General features: G+C 59.3%; 14 protein-coding genes. 13 read left to right on the top strand and 1 reads right to left on the bottom strand.

Annotated features, from left to right (window positions below):
* Positions 1 to 5 precede the first annotated feature (5 nt).
* The 9 genes from secY to dsbD all read left to right on the top strand — a co-directional run bounded on the left by secY (position 6) and on the right by dsbD (position 7,148).
* The gene (gene secY, locus ACQ4WL_RS24975) at positions 6 to 1,340 is read left to right on the top strand and encodes a preprotein translocase subunit SecY (RefSeq protein WP_010394438.1); all 1,335 of its coding nucleotides are present in this window, start codon (positions 6 to 8) and stop codon (positions 1,338 to 1,340) included.
* 18 nt (positions 1,341 to 1,358) lie between these two features.
* Complete coding sequence (gene infA, locus ACQ4WL_RS24980) at positions 1,359 to 1,577, top strand: translation initiation factor IF-1 (protein ID WP_005663428.1); 219 nt, start codon at positions 1,359 to 1,361, stop codon at positions 1,575 to 1,577.
* Positions 1,578 to 1,619: 42 nt separating this feature from the next.
* Positions 1,620 to 1,733: a 50S ribosomal protein L36 gene (gene rpmJ / locus ACQ4WL_RS24985; protein WP_010394471.1), complete on the top strand. Its 114-nt coding sequence runs from the start codon at positions 1,620 to 1,622 to the stop codon at positions 1,731 to 1,733.
* A gap of 14 nt (positions 1,734 to 1,747) precedes the next feature.
* Positions 1,748 to 2,113, top strand: coding sequence for a 30S ribosomal protein S13 (rpsM, locus tag ACQ4WL_RS24990; protein ID WP_046681666.1), 366 nt, complete (start codon positions 1,748 to 1,750; stop codon positions 2,111 to 2,113).
* Positions 2,114 to 2,130: 17 nt separating this feature from the next.
* Entirely contained in the window at positions 2,131 to 2,535 is a 405-nt protein-coding gene (gene rpsK / locus ACQ4WL_RS24995; protein WP_010394475.1) for a 30S ribosomal protein S11, read from the top strand.
* A 258-nt stretch (positions 2,536 to 2,793) separates the two neighbouring features.
* Entirely contained in the window at positions 2,794 to 3,417 is a 624-nt protein-coding gene (gene rpsD, locus ACQ4WL_RS25000) for a 30S ribosomal protein S4 (protein ID WP_010394478.1), read from the top strand.
* 107 nt (positions 3,418 to 3,524) lie between these two features.
* Positions 3,525 to 4,502, top strand: a complete 978-nt coding sequence (locus ACQ4WL_RS25005; RefSeq protein WP_008444343.1) for a DNA-directed RNA polymerase subunit alpha — start codon at positions 3,525 to 3,527, stop codon at positions 4,500 to 4,502.
* Positions 4,503 to 4,635: 133 nt separating this feature from the next.
* The gene (gene rplQ / locus ACQ4WL_RS25010) at positions 4,636 to 5,028 is read left to right on the top strand and encodes a 50S ribosomal protein L17 (protein ID WP_010394482.1); all 393 of its coding nucleotides are present in this window, start codon (positions 4,636 to 4,638) and stop codon (positions 5,026 to 5,028) included.
* A 173-nt stretch (positions 5,029 to 5,201) separates the two neighbouring features.
* Complete coding sequence (gene dsbD / locus ACQ4WL_RS25015; RefSeq protein ID WP_436512137.1) at positions 5,202 to 7,148, top strand: protein-disulfide reductase DsbD; 1,947 nt, start codon at positions 5,202 to 5,204, stop codon at positions 7,146 to 7,148.
* 87 nt (positions 7,149 to 7,235) lie between these two features.
* On the opposite strand, the gene ACQ4WL_RS25020 is transcribed toward dsbD, so the two are convergent.
* Positions 7,236 to 7,772, bottom strand: coding sequence for a Spy/CpxP family protein refolding chaperone (locus tag ACQ4WL_RS25020; RefSeq protein ID WP_436512138.1), 537 nt, complete (start codon positions 7,770 to 7,772; stop codon positions 7,236 to 7,238).
* Between the two features lie 186 nt (positions 7,773 to 7,958).
* On the opposite strand from ACQ4WL_RS25020, the gene ACQ4WL_RS25025 reads away from it, so the two are divergent.
* The 4 genes from ACQ4WL_RS25025 (at position 7,959) to ACQ4WL_RS25040 (ending at position 14,409) form a co-directional block, all read left to right on the top strand.
* The gene (locus tag ACQ4WL_RS25025; protein ID WP_034753223.1) at positions 7,959 to 8,687 is read left to right on the top strand and encodes a response regulator; all 729 of its coding nucleotides are present in this window, start codon (positions 7,959 to 7,961) and stop codon (positions 8,685 to 8,687) included.
* Complete coding sequence (locus ACQ4WL_RS25030; RefSeq protein WP_436512139.1) at positions 8,684 to 10,042, top strand: ATP-binding protein; 1,359 nt, start codon at positions 8,684 to 8,686, stop codon at positions 10,040 to 10,042. The genes ACQ4WL_RS25025 and ACQ4WL_RS25030 overlap by 4 nt, the downstream gene beginning before the upstream one ends.
* Positions 10,043 to 10,129: 87 nt before the next feature.
* Positions 10,130 to 11,302, top strand: a complete 1,173-nt coding sequence (locus tag ACQ4WL_RS25035) for an efflux RND transporter periplasmic adaptor subunit (protein ID WP_436512140.1) — start codon at positions 10,130 to 10,132, stop codon at positions 11,300 to 11,302.
* On the top strand, positions 11,299 to 14,409 hold the full coding sequence (locus ACQ4WL_RS25040) for an efflux RND transporter permease subunit (protein ID WP_436512141.1): 3,111 nt from the start codon (positions 11,299 to 11,301) through the stop codon (positions 14,407 to 14,409). The genes ACQ4WL_RS25035 and ACQ4WL_RS25040 overlap by 4 nt, the downstream gene beginning before the upstream one ends.
* Positions 14,410 to 14,743 lie beyond the last annotated feature (334 nt).

Genomic DNA, 14,743 nt, shown 5'->3' on the forward strand with positions numbered 1-14,743 from the left:
GAAAATTGGCGACTAATCCACAACTTGCTAAAAGTGCAGCGGCCGGTTTCCCTTGGGGACGGCTCTGGTTTTTGCTTGGCGCATTGGTGGTTTATCGTATCGGTGCTCACGTCCCGGTTCCCGGGATTGACCCGACACAATTAGCCTCGCTGTTCAAGGAGCACGAAGGCGGCGTCCTGGGCATGTTCAACATGTTCTCGGGCGGTGCCTTGTCTCGTTTTACAGTGTTTGCGCTGGGTATCATGCCTTATATCTCGGCCTCGATCATCATGCAATTGCTGTCGATCGTGTCACCGCAGATGGAAGCGTTGAAAAAAGAAGGCGAAGCAGGTCGTCGCAAGATCACCCAGTACACCCGGTATTTCACGGTTGCCCTGGCACTGTTCCAAGCGTTAGGCATTGCAGTCGCACTGGAGTCGCAAGCTGGTCTGGTGTTGGAACCTGGTCTTGCATTCCGCTTCGTTACGGTCGTCACTTTGTTGACCGGAACAATGTTTTTGATGTGGTTGGGTGAGCAAATTACCGAGCGTGGTTTGGGTAATGGCATCTCGATCATCATTTTTGCCGGGATTGCAGCAGGTCTGCCGTCGGCGTTGGGTGGCTTGTTCACTCAGGTGTCGAATGGTTCGATCGGCAGCTTCAGCGCGATTTTCATCGTGATTCTGGTAGCACTGGTAACGTACTTCGTCGTATTCGTCGAACGTGGTCAGCGCAAAATATTGGTCAATTACGCGAAGCGCCAGGTAGGCAACAAGATTTATGGCGGTCAAACCAGCCATTTGCCGTTGAAGCTGAACATGGCCGGCGTGATCCCGCCGATCTTTGCTTCTTCGATCATCTTGTTTCCGGCCACTATCGTGGACTGGTTTTCAAAGGGCGCCGACAACGCTAACCCTGCGGTGCGGTTCTTGAAAGATTTGGCAGCATCGATGGGGCCTGGTGAGCCTATCCATGCGCTGTTGTACGCAGTGGCGATCGTGTTTTTCTGTTTCTTCTATACAGCGCTGGTGTTTAACAGCAAGGAAACAGCGGATAACTTGAAGAAAAGCGGTGCGTTCATTCCCGGGATCCGTCCAGGCGAGCAGACAGCCCGTTACATCGACAAGATCCTGACACGCTTGACACTTGCCGGCGCAGTCTACATCACCCTGGTGTGTTTATTGCCGGAATTTATGCAAGCCCAGTGGAAAGTACCATTCTATTTCGGCGGTACTTCTTTATTGATTATTGTAGTTGTCACCATGGATTTCATGGCGCAAGTACAGAACTACGTGATGTCGCAGCAATATGATTCGCTGCTGCGCAAAGCAAATTTCAAGGGCGGAATTCCGACGCGTTAAGCGCGGTAAACATACCGAATGGCAAAAGACGACGTCATACAGATGCAGGGCGAGATTCTTGAGAATCTCCCAAATGCAACATTTCGAGTGAAGCTGGAGAACGGACACGTGGTGCTCGGGCATATTTCAGGTAAAATGCGGATGAACTATATTCGCATTCTCCCTGGAGACAAGGTGACGGTGGAGTTAACGCCGTACGACCTGAGCCGAGCCCGCATTGTGTTCCGTACCAAGTAACACACTGAATCAAACCAAAGAAGCGAAAGAAAGAGCCCAAAAATGAAAGTTCTCGCATCAGTCAAGCGGATCTGCCGCAACTGCAAGATCATCAAGCGCAAAGGCGTAGTCCGCGTAATCTGCGTGGAACCACGTCACAAGCAGCGTCAAGGTTAATCGAGGAATAACAAATGGCACGTATTGCAGGGGTTAATATCCCAAATCATCAGCATACCGTTATCGGCCTGACGGCCATCTACGGTGTGGGCCGTCCACGCGCAGAGAAAATCTGTGCATCGACCGGTGTAGCAACCAACAAAAAGATCAAAGATCTGGATGACAGCGAACTGGAAAAACTGCGCGATGAAGTAGGTAAATTCATCGTCGAAGGCGATCTGCGTCGTGAACTGTCCATGAACATCAAGCGTTTGATGGATCTGGGTTGCTACCGCGGCATGCGTCATCGTAAGGGTCTGCCTTGCCGTGGCCAGCGTACGCGTACGAACGCACGTACCCGCAAGGGACCGCGTAAAGCCGCTCAATCGCTGAAAAAATAATCCGCTAGGGAATAATTATGGCTAAGTCGCAAAATAACGCCGCATCAGCACGCGTGCGTAAAAAAGTTAAAAAGAACGTCGCTGAAGGCATTGCACATGTCCACGCTTCGTTCAATAACACCATCATTACCATCACCGATCGTCAAGGCAATGCCTTGTCGTGGGCTACCTCCGGCGGTGCAGGCTTCAAGGGTTCGCGTAAATCGACCCCGTTCGCAGCGCAGGTCGCCGCGGAAGCCGCTGGTAAAGTGGCTGTTGAGTGTGGCGTCAAGAACCTGGAAGTACGTATCAAGGGCCCAGGTCCTGGTCGTGAATCCGCCGTTCGCGCGCTGAACAACCTGGGCATCAAGATCACCGAGATCCAGGACGTGACGCCGGTACCGCACAACGGTTGCCGTCCACCGAAACGTCGTCGTATCTAAGATAGTGTTGCAGAGGGCGCTTCGGCGCCAGCTGCTTTGCTGTCTGTTGTAACTCAGTACAGTTGTGTGAAATCGCTGGAGCAGGGAGCCGGAAACGGTTATACTGCCCGGCTGTTCTTGCCTGTCAAATTCAATTTGGCGGGTTTTTCGTTTTCAGCCACCGTCTGATTGAAGCTGAGTCAGACTAGCGCCTAACCGCAGCAGCGTGTTTGATCATGCATGTGGCTGGGGCGTTATCATTAAAAAAAAGGAAGTATCGTGGCACGTTATATCGGACCTAAAGCAAAACTCTCCCGCCGTGAAGGTACTGACCTGTTCCTGAAGAGCGCACGTCGCTCGCTGGACAGCAAGTGCAAACTGGACGTCAAACCAGGCCAGCACGGTGTTAAATCCGGCGCCCGCACCTCGGACTACGGTAACCAACTGCGCGAAAAGCAAAAAGTAAAACGCATGTACGGCGTGCTGGAACGTCAATTCCGCCGCTACTTCGCTGAAGCAGACCGTCGTAAAGGCAACACCGGCGAAACGCTGTTGAAGTTGCTGGAAACGCGTCTGGACAACGTTTGCTACCGCATGGGCTTTGGCTCGACCCGCGCTGAAGCGCGTCAATTGGTCAGCCACAAAGCGTTCACCGTGAACGGTATCGTTGTCAACATCGCTTCGTACGCGGTCAAAGTTGGCGACATCGTTGCTGTTCGTGAAAAATCGAAAAAGCAAGTGCGTATCGTTGAAGCACTGTCGCTGGCTGAACAAGTTGGCATGCCTAGCTGGGTTTCGGTTGATGCCAAGAAAATGGAAGGTACCTTCAAGTCCCTGCCAGAGCGTAACGAAATCGCCAACGACGTCAACGAATCGCTGATCGTCGAGCTGTACTCGCGTTAATAGCAGTTAGCACCATCACCGCCCACTCAACTCAGATGAGTGGGCGTTTTACTAATGCCATCAGCCTTATCGGTGTAATGAGCCGAGGGTATTGAAAAGGACATTTCATGCAAAACAGTTTGTTGAAGCCACGTATTATCGATGTTGAAGCTCTCGGTGCAGGTCACGCCAAAGTCGTGATGGAACCGTTCGAGCGCGGCTATGGCCACACATTGGGTAACGCGTTGCGCCGCGTTCTGCTGTCGTCGATGGTGGGCTACGCGCCGACCGAAGTGACGATCGCTGGCGTCGTCCACGAATATTCCTCCCTCGATGGCGTGCAAGAAGACGTCGTCGATCTGTTGCTGAACTTGAAGGGTGTGGTTTTCAAAGTCCACAACCGCGATTCGGTAACCCTGACCCTGAAAAAAGAAGGCGAAGGCGCGATCCTGGCCTCCGACATCGACCTGCCGCATGACGTCGAACTGATCAACCCTGACCACGTGATCGCCCACCTGACCGCTGGTGGCAAGCTGGACATGCAGATCAAGGTTGAAAAAGGCCGCGGCTACGTTCCTGGTAACGTGCGTCGCCTGTCGGAAGACACGAACAAGACCATCGGCCGCATCATTCTGGATGCGTCGTTCTCGCCAGTGCGCCGTGTATCGTACTTCGTTGAATCGGCTCGCGTCGAACAGCGTACCGACCTTGACAAGCTGATCATCAACATCGAAACCAACGGCGTGATCTCGCCGGAAGAAGCGATCCGCCAGTCGGCCCGCGTCCTGGTAGACCAGTTGAATGTGTTCGCTGCCCTGGAAGGCACGGAAGCTGCCGCCGAAGCGCCATCGCGCGCTCCGCTGGTCGATCCTATCCTGTTGCGTCCAGTCGACGACCTGGAGTTGACCGTGCGTTCGGCGAACTGCCTGAAAGCGGAAAACATCTACTACATCGGCGACCTGATCCAACGTTCGGAAAACGAACTGCTGAAAACGCCAAATCTGGGCCGCAAGTCCCTGAACGAAATCAAGGAAGTGCTGGCATCGCGCGGCTTGACCTTGGGCATGAAGCTGGAAAACTGGCCGCCTGCAGGCCTGGAAAAGTAATTCGTAGTTGTAGCAAACTGCCTGGGACAGGTGTCCCAGGCTTTTATTTTGAAGCACCAAACCGGCCCGCGATGTTGCACTAGCTTCATCGATCGAAGAGCTGGAATTTAAACACTCACCGAAAGGATTTATCATGCGTCACGGTCACGGCCTCCGTAAACTGAATCGTACCTCGTCCCACCGTCTGGCAATGCTGCGCAACATGACAGTATCGCTGCTGCGTCACGAAGCGATCAAAACCACCCTGCCAAAAGCAAAAGAACTGCGCCGCGTTGTCGAGCCAATTCTGACCTTGGGCAAAACTGACTGCCTGGCAAACAAGCGTCTGGCCTTCAACCGCCTGCGCGATCGTGAAATGGTCTTGAAGCTGTTCGCTGAACTGGGCCCACGTTACGCCAACCGTAACGGCGGCTATGTGCGCATCCTGAAAATGGGTTTCCGCGTCGGCGATAACGCTCCTATGGCGTTCGTCGAACTGATGGATCGTCCAGACACGACCGAAGCAGTTGAAATCGCTGGCGAGTAATCCCGGCAATTGCATCTGAGAAAGCCAGGCCTAGCCTGGCTTTTTTGTTTTCTGCTGCAGCGATCACAGCTGCGGTGTACTATTCTTCTTTCGCGCCGGCCCGGCACAAGCGCTGCCTGCTCCGCGCGACTCTTGTCGAATGGCACAGCTGTTGCCGCAGAAAAAGGTCGTACATGTCCCGTTTCCCCTCCAGCGCCACCGCGCGCGCCGCTCCGCTACATCAACTGCTGATCTGGTTTGCCACTTGTTTGCTGCTGGCCATGGCCGTTTTTGGCGCCAATCATGCCCGTGCCGACGATGAATTCCTCGATCCCGAGCTGGCTTTCAAGTTTTCCGCGCGCATGCAAGACCCGTCCACCATCGCCGTCACCTATGTGATTGCCGATGGTTATTATATGTACCACGAGCGCTTCAAGTTCGACGCCGTGGGTGCCAAGCTGGGCACGCCCGTGTATCCGGCCGGCAAGGTCAAGTTTGATGACACCTTCCAGAAGAACGTGGAAACCTTCCGCAAGACCCTCACCATCATGATTCCCGTGCAAGCTGCCGGTGCGTTTACCCTGAAGGCGACGGGGCAGGGCTGCTCCGACAAGGGCCTGTGCTATGCGCCGCAGGATGCCACGGCCCAACTGGTGGGTGGTGGCGGCGGCCAGAGCATGGCACCGGGCGGCTTGCCGTCGAGGTTTGCCTTGCCGGCCGCGCCCGCGGTCGACACGGCGGCCGTCAACGGCCCGCAGGCGCAAGCGTCGCCTGGCGTGTCGGTGCTGAGCATTCCGCAGGCCGATATCACCAGCACGCCCGAACCGGTAGCGGCGGCCCCCGTGGCGGCAAGCGCCGCGCCCGCGCAAAGCGAGCTGGGCAAGATCGAAGCTGCACTGAAGGGCGGCAAGCTGCTCGTCATCGTGCCCCTGTTCATGCTGCTGGGCCTGGGCCTCGCCTTTACGCCGTGCGTGCTGCCGATGGTACCGATCCTGTCGTCGATCATCATCGGCGATGGCGGAAACGTCAGCCGCTCGCGCGGCTTGCTGCTGTCGCTGACCTACGCGCTGGGCATGGCCATCGTCTATACGGCGTTGGGCGTGGCGGCCGGGCTGGCTGGTGAAGGCCTGGCGGCCCAACTGCAAAACCCGTGGGTGCTGGGTTTCTTTGCCCTGCTGATGGCGGCCCTGGCGCTGTCGATGTTCGGCATGTATGAACTGCAAGTGCCGGCTTTCCTGCAGGGCAAGCTGACGTCCGTATCGAACCAGCAGTCGTCTGGCCGTCTGGCGGGCGTGTTCGTCATGGGCGCCATTTCCGCCCTGATCGTGGGTCCATGCGTGGCCGCGCCGCTGGCCGGCGCCTTGCTGTACATCAGCCAGACGCGCGACGTCGTCATCGGCGGCAGCGCCCTGTTCGCCATGGCGGTGGGCATGAGCGTGCCGTTGCTGCTGGTGGGCGTGTCGGCAGGCACCTTGCTGCCGCGTGCCGGCGCCTGGATGGATGCCGTCAAGCGCTTCTTTGGCGTGCTGCAGCTGGGCGTGGCCTGGTGGCTGGTTTCACCCGTGCTGCCGGGCGCCGTGCAGATGCTGGGCTGGACGGTGCTGTTCGTCGGTTACGGCATGTATTTGCTGGTGGGCAAGAGCGGCGCGAAGAACGCCTGGGTGGCCAAGGCCTTCGGCCTGGTGTTTGCCGTGCTGGGCGCGATGCAACTGGTGGGCGTGGCCAGCGGTGGCCGCGACCCGCTGGCGCCGCTGGCGCACCTCGGTGGTGGCCAGGTGCACGCGCAGCCTTTTACGCGCGTAAAAACGGTGGCGCAGCTCGACGCGGCGCTGGCCCAGTTGAACGGCAAGCCGGCCTTGCTGGACTTTTATGCGGACTGGTGCGTGTCGTGCATCGAGATGGAAAAACTGACCTTCGTCGACCCTGCCGTGCGCGAGAAGATGGGGCAAGCCGTGCTGCTGCAAGTGGACGTGACGGCCAATGACGCGGACGACAAGGCCATGCTGAAACGTTTCCAGCTGTTCGGCCCGCCGGGCATCATCATGTTCAACCCGCAAGGGCAGGAAATCGCCCAGTCGCGCGTGATCGGCTTCCAGAATGCATCGACGTTCCTGACCTCCTTGCGCAAGCTCGAGGAGTAGGTCGGGTTAGCCCGTCAGGGCGTAACCCGACACCACCGTACACGCCAACAAAGTTGTCGGATTACGGTCCTGCGGACCTATTCCGACCTACCCGGCTTTGGGATGCTCTTGCATGCCATGGTGACCACCGCGATGGCCACCGTGCTTGCCGCCAGGCACGCTGTCGTCAAACACTTTCTTTTGCTCCGGCGTCAGCACGGCATAGAAGGTTTTCAGCGAGGCCAGACGGCTTTCCTGGCTGGCGATGCGTTCCTTCGACATGGCGATCCATTGCTCCATGCGTTCCGGTGCCGACAGTTTGGCCATTGCTGCGTGCTTGGCTTTCCAGTCAACCATCGGTTTTTTCGGCGCATTGGCGGCCGTGAAAGTGGCCCAGGCCGGTTCCTGCGCGGCGGTCAGCTTCAGCTTGTCGTGCAGGCGGGCCTGGTATTTGGCCATGCGCTCGGCAGGGTTGCCTGCGCGATGCTGGCCGCGCTGGCCATCATGTTGCATCTTGCTGCTGGCGGCGGCAGGCGCGCTGGCGGCCGCTTCCTGGGCGTGGACGGTCAGCGATGCCGCACCCATGCCGAGTACGCTCATGGCGATGATCAAATTCTTGCGCAAGGTTGTCATTGAGGCGTTCATCTGGATTCCTTTGTAAAAGTGAGGGATGTACATGTTGCTGCACATGAATCCATGGTGGACGCGCCATGTTTCCCCGAAGTGTCCGCTGCCAGACAGTTTGTATCTATATGTTTCTTCGGCTCTCCTATATACAAGACGATACAAATGCGTTGTGCAAGGGTGGGGGAAGTGGGGATAATTCGTACCATGGAACCCACTTCTACAATTCTCATCGTCGACGATGACCGCGATATCCGCAGCTTGCTGGCGGACTACCTGGAAACGAACGCCTACCGCACCCTGGGCGCGGCAGATGGCACGGCCATGTGGAAGATTCTCGATGAAACGCGGCCCGACCTGATCGTGCTCGATTTGAACCTGCCTGGCGACGATGGCCTGACCTTGTGCCGCAAGCTGCGTGCGCAATCGACGGTGCCCGTGATCATGTTGACGGCGCGCAATGAGCCGCTGGACCGCATCCTGGGCCTGGAAATGGGCGCCGACGATTATTTGCCGAAACCGTTCGAGCCCCGCGAATTGCTGGCGCGCATACGCAGCGTGCTACGCCGCAGCCATGCCATGCCGTCGAACGTGCCCTCGGACAAGGCGCAGCAAATCCGCTTTTCCGGCTGGACCCTGGACCTCACGGCGCGCCACCTGCTCAATCCCAGCGGCCTGGTGATCATGCTGTCGGGCGCCGAGTTCCGCTTGCTGCGCGTCTTCCTGGAACACCCGAACCGCGTGCTCAACCGCGACCAGCTGCTGAACCTGACGCAGGGCCGCGATGCCGATCCGTTCGACCGCTCGATCGATATCCAGATCAGCCGCTTGCGGCAAAAGCTTGGCGAAGATGCCCGTTTGCCGCAAATCATCAAGACCGTGCGCAACGGCGGTTACGTGCTGGCCGGCCAGGTCAATGTGGAGCCGCACGCGTGAAGGCCTTCCTGGGCTCGATGACGGGCCGCGTCTTCATGTTCCTGCTGATCGGCATCGTCGCTTCGGCCGCGCTGACGCAGTGGCTGGCCGTGGGCGAACGCCAGCGCGCCATCGAGCAATACCGCGATTACCACGCCGTCGAGCGGGCCGAGCAGCTGGTGATGGCGGCCGACGTGGTGCCGCTGGCCTCGCGTGCCGCCTACCTGAAAGTGGCCAACAAGGGCAGCGTGCGCCTGGAGCTGCGTCCCGCGACGGAACACACGCCCGGCGCGCCGACGGAATTTTCCACCGCCCTGCAAGCCAAGCTGGGCGAGGGCTTCAAGGTCAGCGCCCTGGCCGAACGCCCGCCCGCCTGCGTCAAGCCGCGCCAGTCGCCGGGCATGTTTGGCGCCAAGCCATGGGGCGGCACGTGCGAAAACCTCGACGTGCGTATGCAGGATGGCCACGTGCTGCGCCTGATGGTCTTGCCACCGCGCCAGCAACCGCCGTTCAATGAACATAATGACTGGATGACCTTGCTGCCTTTCCTGATCAGCATTGCCATCCTCGCCTATCTGGTCACGCGCATGACCATGCGCCCGCTGAAACAGCTGGCGCAGGCGGCGAAAGACCTGGGCAATGACATCAACCATCCGCCGCTGACCCTGTCGGGCGCCAGCGAGATCCGCCAGGCCAGCGCCGCTTTCAATGCCATGCAGGCGCGCATCCGCCAGCACATTTCCCAGCGTACACAAATGCTGGCAGCCATCACGCATGACTTGCAAACGCCGCTGACACGCTTGCGCCTGCGCCTGGAAAAAGTGGCCGATACAGAGTTGTATGAGCGCCTGGTGGGCGACTTGTCAGCCATGCAGAGCATGGTCAAGGAAGGGCTGGACCTGGCCCGCTCGATGGATAGCACGGAAGCGATGCAGGCGCTCGATCTCGACTCCCTGCTCGACAGCGTCTGCTCGGATGCGGCCGATGCGGGCCAGAATGTGACCCTGGCCGGGCAGGCCAGCATGGCCTTGATGGCCCGTCCCATCGCCATGCGGCGCTGCCTGGTGAACTTGATCGACAATGCCGTCAAATATGGCCAGTACGCGCAGGTGACCGTCGAGCGCGTCGCCGGTGCCGCGCGCATCCGCATCCGCGATGGCGGGCCAGGCATTGCGCCAGATCAACTAGCCAAGGTGTTCGAACCGTTTTACCGCATCGAGACCTCGCGTTCGCGCGAATCGGGCGGCACGGGCCTGGGCCTGACCATCGCGCGCAATATCGCCGAGCAGCATGGCGCCACGGTTTCACTGCTCAATCATGTCGATGGTGGACTGGAAGTCACCCTCATCGTGCCAGAGTATTACGCTGGAAAGTGAACATTTCCGTGCGACAATATTGTGCTTTATGCCCTCTGGCAACTACATTCAACCTGCAGCCCTGCGCTGCAATAGCGTAACAGAACAATGAAAAAGACTAGTCTGGCAATCCTCGTGGGTGTGGCCCTGTGTATCGGTGGCGGCATCTGGTATTTCAATCATCAGGCCGGCGCAGCGACTGGCGTGCAGGATGGCAAAGGGGGCAAGGGCGGACAGGCGCCGACGACGGTGAGCGTGGTCGCGCCCGTGCGCCAGGATGTGCCGGTGGTGCTGCAAGCCAATGGCAGCGTGATGCCGATCAGCAGTGTTGACTTGCACCCGCAGACGACCAGCACGATCACCAAGGTGCATATCCGCGAAGGCCAGTTCGTCAAGCAGGGCGAGCTGATGTTCACCCTTGATGCGCGCAGCGAGCACGCGAATGTCGACAAGGCGCAGGCGCAGGTATTGCGCGACCGCGCCTCGGTGCAGGACTTCGAGCGTCAGCTCAAGCGCAACCAGGATTTGCTGAGCAAGAATTTTATCGCCCAGGGTGCCGTCGATACCCTGCAAAGCCAGCTCGACGCGGCACGCGCCTTGTTGGCCGCCGACCAGGCCGCCTTGCGCGCGGCCCAGGTCGACTCCAGCTACACCATCCTGCGCGCGCCGCAGGCGGGCAGGGTGGGTGCCATCAATGTCTACGCGGGCAGCCTGGTGCAGCCGACCACGTCCTTGACCAGTATCACCCAGCTCGACCCGATCGATGTGTCGTTCACTTTGCCGGAAAGCAGCCTGTCGGGCTTGCTGGCGGCGCAAAAGGCGGGCGAGGTGCCTGTCACGGCGCTGTTGTCGGACGCGGGCGGCAAGCAGCTCGACGGCAAACTGAACTTTATCGACAATGCCGTCGATCCCGCCACGGGCGTGATCAGGATCAAGGCCCGCTTCAATAATGGCGGCACCGATTTATGGCCAGGCCAGTACGTGAATACGCAGCTGACCGTGCGCACCCTCAAAGATGCGCTGGTGATCCCGCAAAATGCCATCATCACGAGTACCTCCGGCACCTTCGTGTACTCGATGGAGGCGGACAATACGGCCAAGATGCGCAAGATTGCCCGCGTGTATGCATTCGGACCGAGCGCCGTCATCACCGGCCTGGCGGGCGATGAAAAGGTCATCGTCGATGGCAAGCAGAACTTGCGTCCAGGTAGCAAAGTGCGCCTGGTGGAAAAACACAAGGCCGCCGATGGCGCCGCCGCACCGCAGGGCAAGCCAGCATGAACCTGTCCGAACTGAGCATCCGCCGCCCCGTCATGGTGGTGCTGCTGTCCCTCTCCATCATCCTGGCCGGCGTGCTGGCCTACCTGCAAATTCCCGTGGCGGCCTTGCCAAGTTACAACACGCCCGTCATCAACGTGAGCGCCGACCTGGCCGGCGCCAGCCCGGAAACCATGGCCTCGTCGGTGGCCTTGCCGTTGGAAAAGCAGTTTTCCACCATTTCAGGCCTCAGCCTCATCACCTCCACGAGCACCCTGGGCAATACCTCGCTGACCCTGGAATTTGACGCCAGCATCAATGTCAACGAGGCGGCCGTCGACGTGCAGGCGGCCCTGCTGCGTGCGCAGCGCCAGTTGCCGACGGAAATGACGGACTTGCCGTCCTACCGCAAGGTCAATCCGGCCGATGCGCCCGTGCTGTTCATCCAGATGACGTCGCCCTCGCTGAACTTGTCGGACCTCAACGATTATGCGGAAAACCTGATCGCGCCCAGCCTGTCGACCTTGCCTGGTGTAGCCCAGGTCATCGTTAATGGCCAGAAACGCTTTGCCGTGCGCGTGCGCGCCCGTGCCGATCTGATGAATGCGCGCAACCTGACGATGGACGAGCTGGCTGTTGCCTTGCGCACCTCGAACACGAATTCCCCGCTGGGCATCCTTGACGGCCCGAGCCAGACCCTGACCATTCAGGGCAATCCGCAAATGATGAAAGCGGCCGATTTTGCCGAACTGATCGTCGCCAGTCGCAACGGCCAGCCCGTGCGCCTGAAAGACGTGGCTGAGGTGGAAGACAGTTTTCAATCGATCAAGTCCGTCAGCAGTTTCAATGGCGAACGCTCGATCAGCCTGATGGTGCAGCGCCAACCGGACGCCAACACCGTGCAGGTGGTCGACGGCGTGCGCCGTTTGCTGCCGGGCTTCAAGGAACAATTGCCCCAGTCGATACAGATCAGCCTGGTCAACGACCGCTCGCTGTCGATCCGCGAAGCCATCCACGACGTGAATTTGACCCTGGCCCTGACGGTGGTGCTGGTGGTGCTGGTGATCTTCCTGTTCCTGCACCGCGCGGCCGCTACCTTCATTCCTGCCGTCACCATGCCGATTTCCCTGCTCGGCGCGCTGGCCCTGCTGTACTGGCTCGGCTACAGCCTCGACAACGTTTCCCTGCTGGGCATTACCCTGGCCGTGGGCCTTGTGGTCGATGATGCCATCGTGGTGCTGGAAAACATCGTGCGCCATATCGAGATGGGCAAGAAACCGATACGCGCAGCGCTCGAAGGGGCGAAAGAGATGGGTTTTACCATTATTTCGATTTCCGTCTCGCTGGTCGCCGTGTTCATCCCCATCTTCTTCATGCCAGGCGTGATCGGCTTGCTGTTCCACGAGTTTGCCGTCGTCGTCTCGCTGGCCGTGCTGGTGTCCGCCGTCGTGTCGCTGACCCTGGTGCCGATGCTGGCCAGCCGTTTTCTGCCGGCCGATTCGCGCGAACACAATGACAGCGACCCCAGTCATGGCGAAAAAACCTTCATTGGTCGCCATTTCGAAGCGGGTTTCACGGCATTGCGCAACGGTTACGTGCATTTGCTCGACAAGGCCCTGGCGCACCGCAACGTGGTGCTGTTCGTTGCCGTGTGTACCTTTGTGCTGACGGTGCTGCTGTACGCCACGATACCGAAAGGTTTCTTCCCCGAGGAAGACTTGGGCCAGATCCAGGTGAATACGGAAGCGTCGGAAGACATTTCTTCGGCGGCACTGCAGGATTTGCAAGCGCGCGTGGCGGCCGTGCTCAAGGCGGACCCCAGCGTGCAGGATGTGACGTCGTTCGTCGGCGGCGGCAACACGGGCCGCATGTTCATGGTCTTGAAACCGCGCAGCGAGCGGCCGAAAATGCCGGTGGTGCTGGAAAACCTGCGCCGCGCAACGAGCACCGTGCCCGGCATGGCCGTGTATTTCCGGCCCGTGCAAAACTTGCAGCTGGGCGGACGCCAGAGCAAAAGCCGCTACCAGTACACCTTGCAAAGCGTCAGTCCCGACGCCTTGAATGACTGGGCGGAAAAATTTATTGCCGGCATGCGCACGGATCCCGCCTTCCGCGACGTCACCAGCGATTCGCAGATCAAGGGCTTGCAGGCATCCCTCAGAATCGACCGCGACAAGGCCAATCTGCTGGGCGTGCAAATGTCCGACATCCGCACGGCCCTGTACAGCACCTTTGGCGAGCGGCAGGTGTCGACCATTTATTCGTCGGCAGCCAGCTATTACGTGATCCTGGAAGCGGCCACGGCGGACCGCCAGTATGACGATGCGCTCACGCGCGTGTCCGTGCGCAGCAAGACGGGCGAACTGGTGAAACTGTCGAGTATTGCTTACGTGGAACGCACGATCGGCCCCACCTCCGTGAATCACCAGGGGCAGTTGCAAGCCGTCACCATCGCCTTCAACCTGGCACCGGACGTGCCGCTGGGCGTTGCCACGGGCAGGATCGACGCGATGGCCAAGGACATGAGCTTGCCGGCCTCCATCATCACGCGCTATGGCGGCGACGCGGCCGTGTTCCAGAGTTCGCAGTCCAGCCAGATCATCCTCATCATCGCCGCGCTGGCCGTGATCTATGTGTTGCTCGGTGTCCTGTACGAAAGCTATATCCACCCGCTGACCATCCTGGCCGGCTTGCCGTCGGCGGCCGTGGGGGCCTTGCTGACCCTGCGCCTGTTCGGCATGGACCTGACCATGATCGCCATCATCGGGATCCTGATGCTGATCGGCATCGTCAAGAAAAACGCCATCATGATGATCGACTTCGCCCTGCATGCGCAGCGCAACGACGGGCTGGCGCCGGCAGAGGCCATCCGCCAGGCTTGCATCCTGCGTTTCCGCCCCATCATGATGACCACGGCGGCGGCCCTGATGGGCGCCTTGCCGATTGCCCTGGGCCTGGGCGCTGGCGCCGAGTTGCGCCAGCCGCTGGGTCTGGCCGTGGTCGGCGGCTTGCTCTTCTCGCAAGTGATTACCCTGTTCATCACCCCCGTCATCTATTTGTTCCTGGACAAGTACAGCGGCACGGGGCCGATGACGGACGAGCAACTGGTGGCGCTCGACAACAAGGCCTGAGCCGCCACACGGCCATCACCGGCGCCCCGTTCCTGCGTGAATGCGGCGCCGGTTTTGTATGGGCTGTGATACATACGGTAACAACCGTCAAGGGACGGCTCGGGTACTCTGCTTAGCGCTGCAAGGAATGTCGCTATCCTGTACGCTTCGGGTTGGCAATGCCGAGGAAGTGTTCCCAAAAGCAAGGGACTCTGGCACTATGGCTGCCCTGTAAGATTACTTTTGTCGCTACACAGAAAGCACGATTCATTTTGCATGACACGACCCATTTGATGGCTGCCGATTCCGACGTTTGTCCCACTTGCGGACAAGTGATCCAGTCACCACCGGCCTA

The sequence above is a fragment of the Janthinobacterium kochi genome (assembly GCF_051380715.1).
Taxonomy (GTDB): Bacteria; Pseudomonadota; Gammaproteobacteria; order Burkholderiales; family Burkholderiaceae_D; genus Janthinobacterium.

Bases quoted from the DNA above. Each gene is read 5' to 3' on its own strand.
- ACQ4WL_RS25035 (WP_436512140.1), top strand. From the start codon at position 10,130: ATGAAAAAGACTAGTCTGGCAATCCTCGTGGGTGTGGCCCTGTGTATC.
- infA (WP_005663428.1), top strand. From the start codon at position 1,359: ATGGCAAAAGACGACGTCATACAGATGCAGGGCGAGATTCTTGAGAAT.
- ACQ4WL_RS25005 (WP_008444343.1), top strand. From the start codon at position 3,525: ATGCAAAACAGTTTGTTGAAGCCACGTATTATCGATGTTGAAGCTCTC.
- dsbD (WP_436512137.1), top strand. From the start codon at position 5,202: ATGTCCCGTTTCCCCTCCAGCGCCACCGCGCGCGCCGCTCCGCTACAT.
- ACQ4WL_RS25025 (WP_034753223.1), top strand. From the start codon at position 7,959: ATGGAACCCACTTCTACAATTCTCATCGTCGACGATGACCGCGATATC.
- rpmJ (WP_010394471.1), top strand. From the start codon at position 1,620: ATGAAAGTTCTCGCATCAGTCAAGCGGATCTGCCGCAACTGCAAGATC.
- rpsM (WP_046681666.1), top strand. From the start codon at position 1,748: ATGGCACGTATTGCAGGGGTTAATATCCCAAATCATCAGCATACCGTT.
- rplQ (WP_010394482.1), top strand. From the start codon at position 4,636: ATGCGTCACGGTCACGGCCTCCGTAAACTGAATCGTACCTCGTCCCAC.
- rpsK (WP_010394475.1), top strand. From the start codon at position 2,131: ATGGCTAAGTCGCAAAATAACGCCGCATCAGCACGCGTGCGTAAAAAA.
- ACQ4WL_RS25020 (WP_436512138.1), bottom strand. From the start codon at position 7,772: ATGAACGCCTCAATGACAACCTTGCGCAAGAATTTGATCATCGCCATG.
- ACQ4WL_RS25040 (WP_436512141.1), top strand. From the start codon at position 11,299: ATGAACCTGTCCGAACTGAGCATCCGCCGCCCCGTCATGGTGGTGCTG.